This window comes from Chryseobacterium sp. WLY505 (assembly GCF_030846215.1).
Lineage (GTDB): Bacteria > Bacteroidota > Bacteroidia > Flavobacteriales > Weeksellaceae > Chryseobacterium.
This window is the reverse complement of sequence record NZ_JAVCWI010000002.1, coordinates 144,567-162,147: the sequence shown is the minus strand read 5'-3', so window position 1 is coordinate 162,147 and position 17,581 is coordinate 144,567. Positions and strand designations below refer to the sequence as shown.

General features: G+C 36.3%; 11 protein-coding genes and 1 pseudogene. 9 read left to right on the top strand and 3 right to left on the bottom strand.

Annotation, left to right across the window (positions count from 1 at the left end):
* Positions 1-106 precede the first annotated feature (106 nt).
* The 3 genes from RAH34_RS06130 to RAH34_RS06120 form a co-directional block, all read right to left on the bottom strand.
* The gene (locus RAH34_RS06130; RefSeq protein WP_062675146.1) at positions 107-1,993 is read right to left on the bottom strand and encodes a DNA topoisomerase IV subunit B; all 1,887 of its coding nucleotides are present in this window, start codon (positions 1,991-1,993) and stop codon (positions 107-109) included.
* A gap of 318 nt (positions 1,994-2,311) precedes the next feature.
* On the bottom strand, positions 2,312-2,863 hold the full coding sequence (locus RAH34_RS06125) for a DUF2867 domain-containing protein (protein ID WP_114822442.1): 552 nt from the start codon (positions 2,861-2,863) through the stop codon (positions 2,312-2,314).
* Between the two features lie 637 nt (positions 2,864-3,500).
* Positions 3,501-3,905 carry a helix-turn-helix domain-containing protein gene (locus RAH34_RS06120; RefSeq protein WP_306595523.1) on the bottom strand — a complete coding sequence of 135 codons (405 nt, stop codon included), beginning with the start codon at positions 3,903-3,905 and terminating at the stop codon, positions 3,501-3,503.
* A gap of 364 nt (positions 3,906-4,269) precedes the next feature.
* On the opposite strand from RAH34_RS06120, the gene RAH34_RS06115 reads away from it, so the two are divergent.
* The 9 genes and pseudogenes from RAH34_RS06115 to RAH34_RS06075 all read left to right on the top strand — a co-directional run bounded on the left by RAH34_RS06115 (position 4,270) and on the right by RAH34_RS06075 (position 17,545).
* Positions 4,270-5,820, top strand: a complete 1,551-nt coding sequence (locus RAH34_RS06115) for a T9SS type A sorting domain-containing protein (RefSeq protein WP_306595522.1) — start codon at positions 4,270-4,272, stop codon at positions 5,818-5,820.
* Positions 5,821-5,823: 3 nt separating this feature from the next.
* Positions 5,824-8,643, top strand: coding sequence for an RHS repeat domain-containing protein (locus tag RAH34_RS06110; protein ID WP_306595521.1), 2,820 nt, complete (start codon positions 5,824-5,826; stop codon positions 8,641-8,643).
* A gap of 6 nt (positions 8,644-8,649) precedes the next feature.
* On the top strand, positions 8,650-12,261 hold the full coding sequence (locus RAH34_RS06105; RefSeq protein WP_306595520.1) for a DUF6443 domain-containing protein: 3,612 nt from the start codon (positions 8,650-8,652) through the stop codon (positions 12,259-12,261).
* A gap of 11 nt (positions 12,262-12,272) precedes the next feature.
* Positions 12,273-12,971 carry a hypothetical protein gene (locus tag RAH34_RS06100; RefSeq protein WP_306595519.1) on the top strand — a complete coding sequence of 233 codons (699 nt, stop codon included), beginning with the start codon at positions 12,273-12,275 and terminating at the stop codon, positions 12,969-12,971.
* Positions 12,972-13,158: 187 nt separating this feature from the next.
* Positions 13,159-13,494: pseudogene (locus RAH34_RS06095) on the top strand (RHS repeat-associated core domain-containing protein); the annotation flags it as partial.
* 870 nt (positions 13,495-14,364) lie between these two features.
* Positions 14,365-14,790, top strand: a complete 426-nt coding sequence (locus tag RAH34_RS06090; protein ID WP_114822399.1) for a hypothetical protein — start codon at positions 14,365-14,367, stop codon at positions 14,788-14,790.
* Positions 14,791-14,831: 41 nt separating this feature from the next.
* Entirely contained in the window at positions 14,832-15,248 is a 417-nt protein-coding gene (locus RAH34_RS06085; RefSeq protein ID WP_306595518.1) for a hypothetical protein, read from the top strand.
* A gap of 253 nt (positions 15,249-15,501) precedes the next feature.
* Complete coding sequence (locus RAH34_RS06080; RefSeq protein WP_228412063.1) at positions 15,502-16,212, top strand: IS1 family transposase; 711 nt, start codon at positions 15,502-15,504, stop codon at positions 16,210-16,212.
* 184 nt (positions 16,213-16,396) lie between these two features.
* Positions 16,397-17,545, top strand: a complete 1,149-nt coding sequence (locus RAH34_RS06075; RefSeq protein ID WP_306595517.1) for a methionine aminotransferase — start codon at positions 16,397-16,399, stop codon at positions 17,543-17,545.
* The last annotated feature ends 36 nt before the right edge of the window (positions 17,546-17,581 follow it).

Here is a 17,581-nt window from a genome sequence, read left to right as displayed (position 1 = left end):
TTTTTTGGCTGTGTAAGTATTATAATTTCCTACTTCATCCAAAATTGTGCTTTTTTTCAGTCTGCAATGGCCCTTACAACCAGTCTTTTAAGTTATACGTTTTTTTTTAATTTTCTACTTCATTCAGTATTTCTTTTTTATCAATATCAGTATCATCTTCTACTACCAGGTTTTCTAAGATAAAGGTTTGTCTGTCCGGTGTATTTTTCCCCATGTAGAATTCCAGAAGTTGATCAATCGTCTGGTCTTTTCCCACTACTACAGGTTCTAAACGGATATCTTTACCAATGAAATGCTTAAATTCGTCCGGAGAAATTTCTCCCAATCCTTTAAATCGCGTGATTTCAGGATTTTTCCCCAGTTCGTTTAATGCTTTTATTCTTTCTGTTTCTGTATAGCAATATCTTGTTTCTTTTTTATTCCTTACTCTGAATAACGGAGTCTGAAGGATATACAGATGTCCGTTTTTAATCAGATCCGGGAAGAACTGCAGGAAGAAAGTAATCATCAGCAAGCGGATGTGCATTCCATCCACATCGGCATCGGTAGCAATAATTACCTGATTGTATCTCAGGTCTTCCAGACTTTCTTCAATATTTAAAGCGGCCTGAAGAAGGTTAAATTCTTCGTTTTCATATACCACTTTTTTGGTAAGACCATAACAGTTCAGCGGTTTTCCTTTCAGTGAAAAAACAGCCTGAGTTTCTACATCTCTGGATTTTGTGATAGATCCGGATGCAGAATCTCCTTCGGTAATGAAGATCTGCGTATCTCCTTTCCTTTCGGCTTTCTGATCGTTATAATGCTGTCTGCAGTCACGAAGTTTTTTATTGTGAAGAGATACTTTTTTTGCTCTTTCCCTGGCCAGTTTCTGAATTCCTGAAAGCTCTTTTCTTTCTCTTTCGGAAATTAATATTTTTCTTTGAATTGCTTCTGCTATTTCCGGATTTTTGTGCAGGAAATTATCCAGTTTACTCTTCAGGAAATCAATAATGAATGTTCTTACGGTAGGTCCGTTCGGTCCCATGTCATTAGATCCTAATTTTGTTTTGGTCTGAGATTCGAAAACCGGTTCTTCTACATTGATCGAAATGGCTGCAATGATAGACTTTCTGATATCGGAAGCATCAAAACTTTTATTGAAAAATTCACGAATTGTTTTCACATACGCTTCACGGAATGCATTAAGGTGTGTTCCTCCCTGCGTGGTATTCTGTCCGTTCACGAATGAGAAATAGGTTTCTGTCTGTGATTTGTCAGAATGGGTAATGGCTACCTCAATATCATCATCCTTTAAATGGACGATCGGATAAAGGATATCGCTTTCCAGCTCTTCTTCCAACAAATCTTTAAGACCGTTTTCAGAATAATAGGTTTCTCCGTTGAAAAGAATTTTAAGTCCCGGATTCAGGTAAGCATAGTTGCGGAGCATTCTTTCGATATACTCTTTTCTGTACTTGAAGTGCAGGAAGATTTCTCCGTCAGGAATAAAAGAAATTTCAGTACCGTTTCTGTCTGAAGTTTCTTTCTCATCAAAGTTTTCTGTGATCATCCCACGGGAGAATTCAGCAACTTTCATTTTTCCGTCGCGGAAAGAACGAACTCTGAAGTAATCTGAAAGGGCATTTACCGCTTTGGTACCGACCCCGTTCAAACCTACCGATTTTTTAAACGCTTTACTGTCGTACTTACCTCCGGTATTCATTTTTGAGACGGCATCTACAACTTTCCCCAGCGGAATACCACGTCCAAAGTCACGAATGGTAACTTTGCCATCGTCCAGTTTTATTTCAATTCTTTTCCCTGATCTCATTCTGAACTCATCAATAGAGTTATCAAGGATTTCTTTTAACAGGATATAAATACCGTCATCGGCGGAAGAACCGTCACCGAGCTTCCCGATGTACATACCGGGGCGCAAACGGATGTGTTCCTGCCAATCGAGGGTTCTGATATTATCTTCGGAGTAGGTTGGATTTATTTCTTGTGACATATATGATTTCAGCAAACATACAAAAGTACAAAATTGTCCAAAATTATCCGAATTTTTTCATCTTGTTTTTTTTTCAATATTGTACTATAAACATTGTATTATTCTTAATCAAATTATATATTTACGAAATTATCATTATCATGTGAAAAATTTATTTAGTTTCCTCACATTATCTATAATTTTATTCTTTTCAACCTGTTTTTATCACAGATCTCAGGGATCATAAATTAAACAACCGGGATATTGAGTTATTATTAAATTTTATCCCTTAAAAACAATGACCATCCTGTGATGAGGATGGTCATTTTATATCAATATTTACACGGTACGCAATTTCTTCTTTTGCAGCTGCCGGATCATATTTTTCAGCATAGCCGGAACAATCAGCTTATGGAAAGGTCGTACAGGTAGAAAATAAAGCACACCCAGCCAGTTATGATACTTTACGGTAGTAGAAATGGTAAGTGAATTTTCATCAGAATGCACCTTACTCTTTTCAACTAAAAGAGATACTCTGAAATCCAGGTGCTTATCATCTTCTCCCAGAACAATTTCGTTGCTGGTTTTATCAAACACCTTAAAAAGCCCCACACGTTCTCCTACTTCACATTTAAAATCCTTTTCCTTTTGCCTTGTTTCAGCTTCAGATCCGGTCTTCAGCCCGAATATTCCCACTGCTTTATTCCTGAAAGCAAACATTTTCTTTCCCCATTTTGGCCCGCTTGTAAAGAATGCTCTTCCTACTTCTGAGATATCAATATTCCGGCCACCATCCGCAAATTCTCCTTCAAAACTATCGATATAATTGAAATCTTTTTTTTCCGGAGATAAAATAGATTTTTCAGGAAATTCTGTCTTCTTAATCTTCATTGTCATTGTTTTTATGGTTGTTGTCTAACAAATGTAAGTATCTTTCCATTAACTTAAAAGAAAAATTTAAACAAATGTTTAAATTTATTTTATACTATGAAACTGACTATTGAGGATTAATTAAAGGGATAAGTCAATAATTATATTCCTGAAGCTATTACATCAGCTTCATAAAATCAACTTGTTGATTCTTTCTTTGCTTCCTGTAATCAAAAGAACAGCAATAATATCTTTGCGTCAAAAAACAGAATACATTTTAAACCATTAAGAATAATAAAGATTTTAAGGCAAGTTAAGATTCATCTAAGATGAATAAAGCAATTCTGCTTAATAGTAGCTTCAACTTTTACCTTAATAATTCTTCAATTCTTATAAATCCTTAATGGTTCAAATAATTTCATTGACCTGTCTCTTTTAGTAATAATAGATTCGACAGGCTCAGCCTGACAACCCTTAAAAATTTCGGTCGGTGTTCGGGGTGCACAATCTGAGCATCCCGAAGGGCTGTCAATAAGAAAACCTTTGTTAATCATTAGTATGGAGTACTAATTAAAGGGATAAGTCAATTGTTTTAATTAAATACCATTATCTATTCCACATATGAAAAGCATAATAAAAACTCTTGCTTATCATTATACTATTTCTTAAACAGATTCTCTATCAACTTATTCTGTATTTTCATAAGCTGAGTTATTTGTTCCTGCTGCTTCCCAAGTTGTTCCTGGTTTTGAATTAAGTTTTCCAAAATACTTTCAGAAATTGTATTATGTATTGTAACAGTACTATATATATTCCCAACAGCAGAATTGTGATTATTATCAGTATTGTTTTGAACTATTTGATCATCCAGAAAATATTGGGGCTCAACTTTAAAAAAATCTGATACTTTTTGCATAAAAAGAAAATCTATCTTTTCTATTACTCCGTTTTCAATTTTGCTGAGATAGCTTTGTGAAACTTCTAAATGATATGCTAGATCTTCCTGAGAAATCTCTTTCTGCTCCCTTAATTTTTTTATTTTGAAACCTATACCGTTATTCATATGTGATAATTTTGAGATGTAAAGGTAATCTTTTTATATAAAATTTTTATTCCCAATGGAATTGTATTTTATTCATATCAGAATTGTGACAAAGAAGATTAATTAGCATTTTTAAGAAAAGTTTATGAAATAATCTTTATTATAAGGTTTATTAAAATGCGACAAGTTCTGTCGCAGTGATGTGATAGCTTTGCTTCAGATTACAAGGAGTAGATTAATTGTAACAAAAAAATAATATGATATGAAAAAATTGTATTTATCGGGGTAGATTCATATACCGTAAAAACACGGATAAAAATGCAGGGTTTTCCCCCTGGCAGGAATTAAAAAATAATTTTAAATTCACTCATTAAAAAAACCGAATATGAAAAAAAACTACTTAAGTGCATTATTCTTATGCACAGTCTTGGGTGTATCTGCCCAGGAAACTCTCTGGCAAAAGGATATCAGGTCCGGCACACAGGACTTTCTAAGCCAGGTTACAACAACTATTGATCAACAGTATTTGATAACAGGCAGTTCTATACAGTCTAAAAGCCAGTCGCAAGCAGCCAATCACCAGCAGCCAAATAATGGCTACGATTTTCATTTGATTAAACTTGACCAGCAAGGGAAAGAATCCTGGGAAAAATACTTCGCAGGACAAAACCATGATTATCTGTCAGCCACTGTTACCACGCAGGAGGGCGGATTTCTCCTGGCCGGAACATCTTATTCCGGAAAAGGATTAGACAAAAAAGAGGATTCCAAAGGAGGCTCAGATATCTGGCTGATCAGAATCAATGAATTCGGTGATGAACTATGGCAAAAAACCTTGGGAAGCTCTTCTGATGAAGAAGCCAGAGCTCTCATTCAAACTACAGATTTAGGATTCTTTGTTGCAGGTAATGTACAAAATTCATCAAAAGGCTATGGTTCCAAAGATGTCTGGATTACCAGAGTTGATAAAGACGGAAAAGAACTCTCCCAATTGATTTTAGGCGGAAAGGGTTTGGATGAAGTAGAAAAGATGATTCCAACGAAAGATGGAGGAGCATTACTTGGAATTTATTCAAGAAGTGGTGTCGGAGGTACAAAAAAAACGGAAAACTATGGCGAGGGAGACTTTTATTTGGTCAAACTGGGAAAAAATGGTCAGGTTCAATGGGAAAGAAACTACGGTGGTAAAGGTGACGATCATTTGAGAGCCATAGCTTTGACCTCATCAGGCTATATTATTGGTGGTGAAAGCCGTTCGGAGCGATCAGGAAACCGATCTGTAGGAACAGAAGAAGGAACCGATCTTTGGCTCATTGCTTTAGACGAAAATGGAAATGAGCAATTCCAAAAGTCTTACAATTTTGGAAACCGTGATGTCCTGATGGGAATGAGTGTTCTTCATTCGGCAGATGACAAATCTTCCAAAGGAATCTTATTAGGAGGTTATACTCAAGCTGAAGGAAGAATAGAAACGGATGATGAGACTTTCTGGATACTGTATTTGGATCAAAACGGAAATGAGCAGTGGAGAAAACATGTAAAAGGAGAATCCAGAAAGAAGGAAGAAAGGCTTTCTGATTTAAAACTGAACAGAGACGGTTCTATTGTTCTGGCTGGAACTAGTGCAGAGGAGCTAGGTAAAGAAAACTGGAAGATTGTAAAGCTGGGCGACAAACAGGTTGATCAATTAATCGAGAAATACGACATCAAGATCTATCCAAACCCTGTTTCAGATTATGCTTATGTAGAAATAGGTTTTGATTTTAAGGATGCAGAAATTCTCTTATATGATATGAGTGGAAGACAGCTTCAGAGCATAAAAACCAAAAACAGAGTCACTAAGATTAATACCCAGGCTTTGGTTCAGGGTGCTTATCTGGTAACCATTAAAACGGATACCAACAAAATGGCAAATGCCAAAATCATTAAAAAATAAACCATGATGAAAAAAATATCTTTATTATTTATATTAATTTTTACTTGGGGAAGCTCCCAAATAGAAAAAAACTTTGGGGACACTTCTGAACCCATGCCCTCCGTTTCATCGTTTTCATCTTATGTAAATACCCCGGTTTCATTATCAACAGGAGTACCCAATATATCAGTTCCTTTATTTACATTACCTACAGGTAGTAAAGATATGGAACTTCCCATAGTGTTGAGCTACCACGTATATAATACCGGAAAAAATAAAACAGCAAGCGAGGTAGGACTTGGCTGGTCTTTACTGAAAGGCGGAGTTATATCAAGGGTGATTAAGGGCGAGGTTGATGAGGCGTTTTCAGATCCGGCGAAATCTAATTATACAAAAAATGCATTTGATGATATCTACTACTATGATGTTCCTGGTAATTCCGGGAAGTTCAAGTTTGTAAGGGATATAGCAGCCAATACCTTTACGTTAAACAATATTTCCGGAAATCCTGTTAAGATTGAATATATAAGGGATTCAAACAATGCCACACTGGTTCTTACCTCTTTTACAATAACGGATGAGAAAGGAATGAAGTATATTTTTGAGGATTATAGTATTTCCCGGTTTGATACAGGTTCCCAGGGCTTCAATTATAAATCTGCATTTTTCCTTAGCAAAATAATAGATGAAAACGGCGTTGAGGCAGCCCGTTTCAATTATCAGAAAAACAGTAAGTATTCCAGCTCTTCAGCCACCACTCTGCTTTATCAGAATTGTAAGCTGGATACAGTCACTACACGGTATGGGAAGGTAACTTTTGAAAACAGCTATACCCCCAGCCTTGAGGCTGAGGGGAAAGATGATCCTTACCAGATCAAAAGTGTTTCACTATGGGATAATGCTTCCCGCCTTATTTCGAAATACACTTTCCAATACTCTGATTTCCATAGCGCTGTATTTCCAGGGAACAGCAATGAAGATAAAAGAATACTGATTGCCCTTAATCAGCTGGATAAAAACCAGCAGATTACAGAAACCCGGACATTTGAATATGATACAAAAGGTTCAGAAACCATTTATAGTCCTTCAGCCAATGCCGGGGAGTACAGCAACTTTTTATGTTCTAACCCCTTGGATGTTAATCCCAATACCTATACCATTGGACTACTCAAAAAAATGACATTGCCGGAAAAAGGATATGTGATCTATAATTTTGAAGCCAATGAGGTGTATACAAACAAAAGCAATGTTCAGTTGGATAATAATACCATTACAGATCCTGCCCTGCAATATCTGAGCCTTGTCTCCACTACCGGCTATGACACCAATACAAGCAGGAGCTATACCTTCCAGGTAACGGGAACAAAGAAGTTTTATATCAAGCAGTCTATTGATGAAACCTATGTGATCTCCAATTATCCTCATGAAGATATCATCATAGATCCTGAATATAAACTACTGAATTCCAGTGGAACGGAGGTTTTTAATTATACCAGCTGTTCTACCGGTATCAGGGAATATACCTTATCTTCTGGCACCTATACTTTTAAGTTCAGCAGAGGAAATGGGAAAGGGACCCTTAAAAGCTATATCATTGTCAATATGCCAACCCCCTATAAAAACAAAAGTGTTGTAAAAGAAGCTGCTCGGATTGCTGGCATACAATATTATGATGCCCTGGGCAGCTTGCAGAAAACAATGGGGTATGCCTATGATTCATTTGCCAGCTCCAACGATTCCAGCGGGAGTACATTTGCAGGTGAGGTTTGTGATGAATGGGACTATGACAATACCTTTATCCTATATAAGAATGTGAAAGAAATATATGGGGGATCCTCGGGAAATATAGGGTATTCCAGGTATTATTTCAAAACGCCGGCTGATTATACTTCCATCAATACCCCATCGTACATGCCTTATTTTAATATTGCTTCTTCCGGGATTCTTTTCAAAAAAGAAGTGTTCAGCCAGCAGAACCAGCTTGTCTCCGATGAAAATACAGATTACGTTCTGGAAGAGATCAGCAACGCTCCGGAATATTCACTTTGTTTTTCAAATACTTCAAAAGCATCGAGGGTAAAATCTTTCAAAAGTATTTCTAATACGTATTACAGTAATGGGAGCAGCCTGCAGAATACAGCAGAGACCTTTTTTAATCCTGTGAATTTCCAGCCTTATCTGGTAAAAGAAACATCCCCAGAAGGCAGGCTGACTGAGAAGACGATCAGCTATGCCACAGACCTTGGCAACACCCGCCTGGTGAATGCCGGGATGCTCTCCGTACCACTCCGTACAGAAGTGAAGGTAGACGGAGCACTGGTAAGCAAGGCAGAAACCAGATACGATGCCCCTTCCCACCTGTATCCCACTTCCATGACAGTGTACAATATGCAGAACCAGAACCCGGTGACAGCAGCTACATTGGACCAGTATGATAATAAAGGAAACCTTCTCCAAATGACGGGAAAGGATAATATCCCTGCCGTTACCATCTGGGGGTATTATCAGACACAGCCCATCGCTAAAATCGTGGGGCTGCCATACAGCCAGGTTATTGCCCTGCAGACTACCGTAGCGGTCATAGCAGCATCCAACGCCGATGCCGATAATCCCGCCAATGAGCCGGCATTATTGCAGGCATTGGAAAACCTGCGTAAAGACCCTGCATTGAGCAGTTCTGCAGTTACTACCTACACTTACGACCCAATGGTGGGAATAACCAACAGTATTTCATCTGGTGGTATGAAAACAACCTACAGGTATGATGCTGCCGGCAGGCTGGAAAAGGTGGAGGATGCCAATGGAAAGCTGCTGAAAGAATTTAAATACAATTATAAAAACTAACACACGATGAAAAAAATAAAAAAAGTAATGATCCTGGCATTGATGCTGCCTGCAGCCACATCTGCTTTTGCGCAGATAACTCCGAGCCCTACGGAAAACTATATCTACAGCAAAACCTGTCTGGATGCAGACTGTATAAAAAATACTTTAACCGTACAGTATTTTGACGGATTAGGCAGACCCAGACAGGTAGTGGATGTAAAGTCTACTCCTTCCGGAAAAGATGTGGTGATCCCTATTGAATATGATGTTTTTGGAAGACAGGTGAAAGATTATCTTCCCATTCCCCAGCCGGGAACACAAAACGGAGCCATCTACACGGCACCGCTCTCCAATGCTGCTGCCCAATACGGATCAGAAAAAATCTATGCTGAGAAGAAGCTTGAAAATTCCCCTATAAGCAGGGTAAACCAGGTGATTTCCCCGGGAAATGACTGGGCTGCCCATCCCCTTACCCTTACTTATAGTACCAATGTCGCCGGAGAGGTGAAAAAGTATACCATTACCACTACCTGGGTGAATAATGCCACATTTTCCACCATCAGTGAAAACGGAACATACGGAGCCAGCCAGCTTATCAAAAACACTGTGACTGATGAGGATGGCAATACCACAACAGAATTTAAAAACACGGACGGACAGCTGCTCCTGGTTCGTAAAAATAACGATACCCCCAATGGAGATACCTATTACCTTTATAATCATCTGGGACAGCTGGTATGTGTCATTCCGCCTTTAGCAATACAGTCTGGAGCATTAACGCAGACAACGCTGGATAACCTCTGCTACCAGTATCGCTATGACGGTGAGGGCAGGCTTGTAGAAAAGAAAGTTCCCGGGAAAGGCTGGGAATATAGGGTGTACGATAAAGCAGACCGGCTGGTGGCTTCCCAGGATGCCAATCTGAGAGCAAAAGGACAGTGGCTTTATACGAAATATGATAAGTTTGGCAGAGTGGCTATTACCGGGATAAGCACAGGAGGAACAAGAGTAGCAGAACAGAGTGAAGTAAATGGATTAGCCTCCAATAATGTAAACCGCACCAATTCTGTATTGTTCAACAGACAAGGCATGGATGTGTACTATGATAATCCTGATACCACCTATCCCGGTTCTGCCAAATGGGTGACATTATTATCACTAAATTATTATGATACCTACCCGTCCTACAGCTTCAATCCTGCTTTTCCTGCTACCCTGTCCGGACAGCCGGTTTTAACTGATAATTCAACAGGAAACAGCATAAGTACCAAAAGCCTTCCGGTACTGAATCTGGTAAAAAATATTGAAGATGACAGCTGGACGAAAGGCTATATCTGGTATGATGTCAAAGGGAGAGTGATAGGAACCCATTCCATCAACCATCTGGGGGGCTATACCAGAGCAGAATCCCTGTTGGATTTTGCAGGAGTGGTTCAGCAGACCAAAGCATATCATAAAAGACTCAGTACCGATACTGAAAAAGTGATCTCCCAGACCTTTGAATATGACAGCCGGAACCGCCTGAAAAAACAGTGGCATCAGGTAGACAGCCTGCCACAGGAATTATTGGCGGAAAATACCTACAATGAGATTTCGCAGCTTTCGAATAAAAAAGTCGGCAACAATCTGCAGAGTATAGATTACACCTACAATATTCGTGGAGCCCTTACCCAGGTAAATGATCCGGCAGCGTTGGGTACCAAGCTGTTCGGGTATAAGCTGAAGTATTTCAATCCCCAGAATACAACGGCTTCTACCGGGAAATACAACGGCAATATTACAGAAGTAACCTGGAAAACAGCCTCTGATCAGGTTCTGAGACAGTATAATTATCAATATGATGCTTTAAACAGGTTAAAAAAAGGAATATATTCCGAACCGGATGCATCAGTACCCCAAAACGGACTTTTCGATGAGACCATAGGCTATGATGTGAACGGTAATATCACTTCGCTGCAGAGAAACGGAAAATCATCGTCAGGAACGGCGCAGCTTATTGATAACCTTACTTATAATTACACCGGAAACAGGCTTAATACCGTTACCGATGCATCCGGTAACTACAGTGGTTACCCGGACACCTCAGGAGCTTTCATTTCCTATGATGAGAACGGGAATATGAAAGACCATACGGATAAAGGAATAGTACAGATCGATTACAATTTTCTGAATCTTCCCAATCGTATAGAATTTAATTCTTTATATCAGTCACGGGATTATTACAATCTGCTTTTCAATGTCAATACGAAATATGTATACAGAGCAGATGGAACCAAGCTTAAAAAGATGTATACCTACGGTTCCGGCAAAGCCAATATGGAAACCACTACTATTACAGACTACCTGGATGGGTTTCAGTATAATGATCAGATTTTGCAGTTTGTACCCACTGCGGAAGGCTATTATAACTTTAAAAATAATAAGTATATTTACAGCTATACCGACCACTTAGGAAATGTACGGGTAAGCTATTTTAAAAATGCCAGCGGCAGCGCAGAAGTTCTTGAAGAAAACAATTATTATCCCTTTGGTTTAAAGCATCAGGGCTATAACTTTTTAACTGGAAATCCTGCCTATAATTATCAGTACAATGGTAAAGAACTGCAAAAGGAAACCGGCTGGAGTGACTACGGTGCCAGGATGTATATGTCAGATATTGGAAGATGGGGTGTTATAGACCCATTGGCAGAGACATCAAGAAGATTCTCACCATATACATATGCTTTGAATAACCCAATAAGCTTTATAGACCCGGATGGAAGAAGAGCCATGTCGCCGGCAGAAAAAGATCCCGGCTCTATGGGCTTTGGAAATGGGATGCTATCCTATTATGCCAGTGGCGGAAAAGGAACGCGTGCAAACATCATGGCATTTTCAGGACAGCAAGATTATTCCTTTGGAGGAGTATATGACGCCAAACCATGGACAGGAAGTGGTGGTGGAAGTACTTCTGGAATTATAGTTTCAGGTACAATGGGAATTACCTCTGTTCAGGAGTACATTTTGAGCGGAGGAAATGCAGACGCACTATACGGCATTTTAAAGAATGGATATTTACCACTTACAAAATCAATTTATGCTAAATATATTTTAGGCAAGGAAAGAAATCAATTAACTGGATCTGATCAAAATTATTTAGGAAATCTTTTCGAAAGACAATTTATAAATTGGGGAGAGATTAATATAGGTAATGGATTTTCGAAAAATGCACAAAAGTTTTTAAACACAATTCCTGATTCAGTTGAAGCTTTCTCACGTTCAAAAGAATTAATTTTAAGCCCTTTAGCAATAGTAAATGCATATAATTTTTATGAAATGAAATGTAGTTTTAACAATATTGGATGCGGAACTGCGCAAGTAACTGATGAAATATCAGCTTTAAGAACAACAAATCTTAGTTTAGGAGTTCCAGATGAACCATATATTGGAAATTTATATATTGTAACTCCATTTGATGTTAGTTTGACAAAAGGTTTAAGAAATTATGCTGAAATTAACAATATAGATTTAATACAATACAAGTCTGTTTATCAGATGAGAGGAGTATCAATGTATATTAATTTTATGTTAGATGGAAAGCCTATAACCACAGCAGGGTCTAATACTGCAGTACCAGTTTATAAAACCGGAAATTAAAATTCTAAATTATGAAAACATTTCTTTTATTTACATCATTAACAATAAATACATTTATAATGTCACAACAATCATATAAAATTTTAAGCAAACAGGAACATGATCCCTCTAATTTTATATTCTTTAAACAAAATCAAGAAAATTTTAGAACATGTACTAAAAATAAAGATCAAGAAATTTATTGTATAATTCCATGGATTGGTAACTATTTAATTTATGTCAATGATAAAGATGAAGCACTTAAAATTATAGATTCTTTGAAACCGTTGAACTTAGGACAGCTAGAAACTGATTCTCAAGAAGAAATTGAGAAAATAACTCCTGAAAATATTGAAGAAAAGTCTAAAGAGTTTTTAGATCGATTTAATAAAAATTTTAAATTGCATGTAAATTATAATCCGACGGAAAAAGATATTGATATGATTGATGAAAGAGCAAAAAAAACCGTATGGAATGCTGAAAATAGGTTTTTATTAAACTTTTATATGATGGAGGTTACGAAAAGAAGGTTTAATTTTCCTGATTGGAGTTTTAAGAAAATAAATACTTTTAATCCTTTCAATGAAGTTTTATACATTGGAAGAGATGGTTTTACAAATACCTATTACAGTTGGTTAGAGCCGAATAAAAAAAAATATTTTGATTTTAGATTATATTTAGGTTTAGTTCTTCCACAAGATGCTCCCAGTCTAAAAAGAGCCAATAAATAAACTGGTAATGTCCCAAACATATTGGTAATAAATTAGAGTATTGGTTTTCAATACTCTAATTTTAAAAACATTAGTGAAAATATAAAGTTGAGATAATATTGTGAATAGCCAGAACGGAAGAAAAGAGAAAATAGGCTATCTAAAATATTGAAGATCATACTTGGTGTTTCAGATATGTTGGTAAAAAACAGATCACTTAGGAAATGTACGGGTAAGCTACTCCAGATCCTCAGCTGGCAGCGCAGAAGTTCTTGAAGAAAACAATTATTATCCCTTTGGTTTAAAGCATCAGGGCTATAATGCTTTGGCTGGAAATCCTGCCTACAATTACCAGTACAACGGTAAAGAATTACAAAAGGAAACCGGCTGGAGTGACTACGGTGCCAGGATGTATATGTCAGATATTGGAAGATGGGGTGTCATAGATCCATTGGCAGAGACATCAAGAAGATTCTCACCATATACATATGCTTTGAATAACCCGATAAGCTTTATAGACCCTGATGGAAGGCGCGCCATGTCGCCGGCAGAAAAAGACCCCGGCTCTATGGGTTTTGGAAATGGGATGTTATCCTATTATGCCAGTGGCGGAAAAGGAACCCGGGCAAACATCATGGCATTTTCAGGACAGCAAGATTATTCCTTTGGAGGAGTATATAATGATACACATTGGACAGGAGGAGGTGGCTCAATGGATTATTCCTTATTAGATGGAATTCGAAATGAATGGGCTAAAAGAGGAATCTATACAACTATTTCCAAAAACGGCTATATGAGCTGGTGGACAGGAGGTGCTGAAGGAGATGCCAATACAGCTCAGGAAATGGTGGGACATATGATGAAACTAGGAGAGAGTGCATCAAATAATTGGTATAGCCTTGCAGGAAAAGGAAACTGGTTTTTTGGTACTGCAGGAGTTTTGGGTGGTACCGCAGGAGTTATTGACTCTCATAACATGTATTCACAAGGTATAAGGAGAGGAATTGCTGGAAATTATCAGTTAACAGGCAGAAACTTAAGCCAATTTGGTAAGATGCCGATGACTGATGCAACAATACCTGTTTCTAAAATAGCAAGGGTCGCTAAAACAGTAGGTCATGCTTCTTTTGCTTTAGGTTTTACTGTTGATCTTATTGGGGTCACAACTGGGGAAATTTCTCCAGGAAAATTTTTATTAAATACAGGATTTGGTGCCGCAGGTAACTGGGGCGGATCAATTGGAGCTTCTCTTAGTACAGTGTATTTCGGCGTAGATGGTTTTTACCCGGGAGGCTGGCCTGGTATTTTTAATGATGGTAATATTATGCAAACAAAATTAGATGAAGGGTTTAATCAGGCAGGACCTTATAGAATAAATGTTTTTGGAGCTCATGAACCAAAATAAACAAAAATTATGAAGAAAATAAAAAAAGCGTATTATTATATTTTTTATAAAATATATAAATCAATAATATATACTTCTGAAATGGTTGGTGGTGAGTTTTGGACTGATTTTAAAGCCGGGATAGCACTACTGGCTCTTGAGCTTTTGTTTTTAGGATCATTTTTGAATTATTACTCTATCATAATTAATGAAAAACTTGATATATCTATTACAAGCCCTATAATACTAATTCCGCTAATCATATTGTTTGTAATCAATTATTTTAGTTTCATCCATACAGATATGTGGAAAGAATATAACAAACAATTTGATAAGTTACCTGAGGAAAAAAATAGAAAAGGTACTATAGTAGTTTGGATAATAGCTATTTTTATACTAATTAATTTTTTTGGATCAGCTTATTATTTACAAAAATATATTCTTAAAATGTATTAATAAATATAATAGAGTATTGAATTTCAATACTCTATATAATTATGGAAAAAATAAAAAAAGCATATTATTATATCTTTTATAAGATTTATAAATCAATAATATATACTTCTGACAAAGTTGGGGGTGAGTTTTGGAGTGATTTTAAAGCAGGAATAGCATTACTAGCCCTTGAACTTTGGTTTTTTGGAACAATTTTAAACTATTATGCTATTATAACTCATACAAAATTTAGTACTAATACTATATTTATAATTTTATTGATTCCTTTAGTATTTCTTTCTATACTACATTATTTTGCATTTATTCATACAGATATTTGGAAAGAATATAGTAAACAATTTGATAAATTATCTGAAGAAAAGAATAAAAAAGGTACTATAATAGTTTGCATAATAGCTGTTTTTATAGCTAGTAATTTTTTGGGATCTATCTTTCTATTACAAAAGTTTATATTTTGATATATAAAATCACGAATAAAATAGAAAAAATAGGTAATGTTCCAAACATGTTGGTAATAAATTAGAGTATTGGTTTTCAATACTCTAATTTTTGAATACTACTTGAAAATGCCAGTGGCAGCGCGGTAATGTTCCAAATATGTTGGTTTCCAATATTAATGGACTCTGACCAAGATAATTATAAATAAAATAATTTAAAAGCAGGTAATCTATAGGATTGCCTGTTTTATTTTTGCCAATAAAAAGCACTTCAATGATGATTAAAACTTATGAATGTTCCAAATGTGTTGGTGAGAACTCCGGATTTATAAAATATGGGAAAACAAGTCGGGGGAAACAACGATATCAGTGTAAATCCTGTAAAACAATTAACATTCTGAATTATACGTATAACGCTTATGAAAAAAATACCAATCAAAAAATTATTCTCCTGACAAAAGAAGGTTTAGGAATTCGCAGTACTGCAAGAATACTGAAAATTTCTGCAACCACACTACTAAAAAGAATTCTGACCATTGCAAACAAAATTATTCGGCCAACAATAAAATTTTACCAAACCTATGAATTGGATGAGATGAGAATTTTTGTCAGAAAGAAAGCTAATACGATCTGGCTGGTGTATGCCATTAATAAACAAAGTAAAGAGGTCGCCGGATTTTATATTGGAAAAAGAAATAACAAAACATTGAATTCAGTTGTCAAAACTTTAATCAGCGCTAAACCTGAAAAAATCTTCACGGATAAACTAAGAAATTATAAATACCTTATTCCAAAAGAAATCCATAGCATCCAAAAGTATGGAACGAATGGCATAGAGAGAAAAAACCTGAATCTCAGAACTCATTTAAAAAGATTGAATAGAAAAACGATTTGTTTTAGTAAAAATATTTTAGTTTTAACCTCTGTTCTGAAAATATACTTTTGGAGTAAAGCAGAATCTGAATATGATGAAGCTATTTTGTAAAAGCAGCATAATTTTCAAAATACAATTTAAACAAATGTTTAGGTTTATTTTATATTCTGAAACTGGCTGTTTTATTTTACAATTTTCCATCATTCTCAATAAACCTGCAATTTTCTAATTTTTATCTCCCTAAGTTCAGACTGTTTTAATTATTTCCTTAAATTCGATCCACAAAACTGTTTTTATGATACAACTTCCTTTATCAAAACTTTCCAATGTAGGAACTACTATTTTCAGTCAGATGACTCAGCTTGCCAATGAAAATGAAGCCATCAATCTGTCTCAGGGTTTTCCTGATTTTATGCCAGATTCAGAATTATTAAATCATGTAGATCATTTTATTAAAAAAGGCTTCAACCAATATGCACCTCTTGGCGGAATGATTGGCTTAAAGGAGGAAATTGCAAGAAAAATTGAAAACAGCCATCAGGCAGTTTACCATCCGGACTCTGAAATAACAGTTACAGCTGGCGGTACCCAGGCTATTTTCACCGCTATTGCCTCTTTTGTCAAAAAAGATGATGAGGTCATTATTTTTGAACCGGCTTATGATTGCTATGAACCTACTGTAGAACTTTTCGGAGGTATTGTAAAACGATTTGAAATGAAAGCTCCGGATTATGAAATCAACTGGGCGGAAGTAAAGAATCTTATCAGTGAAAAAACCAGGATGATCATTCTTAATAATCCTAACAATCCTTCAGGAAAAATCCTGAAAGAGAATGATCTACAAGAACTTATAAAACTGGTGAAAGGCACTTCCATTCTTATTTTGAGTGATGAAGTGTATGAAAATATTGTTTTTGATGGAAAACAGCATTTAAGCATCTGTAAATACCCGGAATTGAAAGAAAGAAGCCTTCTTGTAGCCTCTTTTGGGAAACTTTTCCATGTTACCGGATGGAAAGTAGGCTATTGCGCAGCACCTAAAATCTTAACGGATGAATTCAGAAAGGTTCATCAATTCAATGTATTCTGTGTAAATACTCCTATTCAGCTGGCTCTGGCAGAATATATGAAAAATGAGGAGCATTATACTTATCTGAATCAGTTTTTCCAGGAAAAAAGAGACTTTCTGAGAAAAGGTCTTGCAGGTACTTCGTTTGAGCTTCTGGATTGTGAAGGAACTTATTTTCAGGCAGTGAAATACGATAAGATTTCAGATAAAAATGATTTTGATTTTGCTTCAGAACTTACCATCAATCATAAGGTGGCCAGCGTTCCTTTCTCTTCGTTTTATAAAAACAAGCTGAATGAAAATGTGATCAGGTTGTGTTTTGCCAAGAAGCAGGAAACCCTGGAAAAGGCTCTTGAGAATTTATCAAAGATTTAATACTTCCTGATTAAAAACAAAGAGGTAAAGAAATGA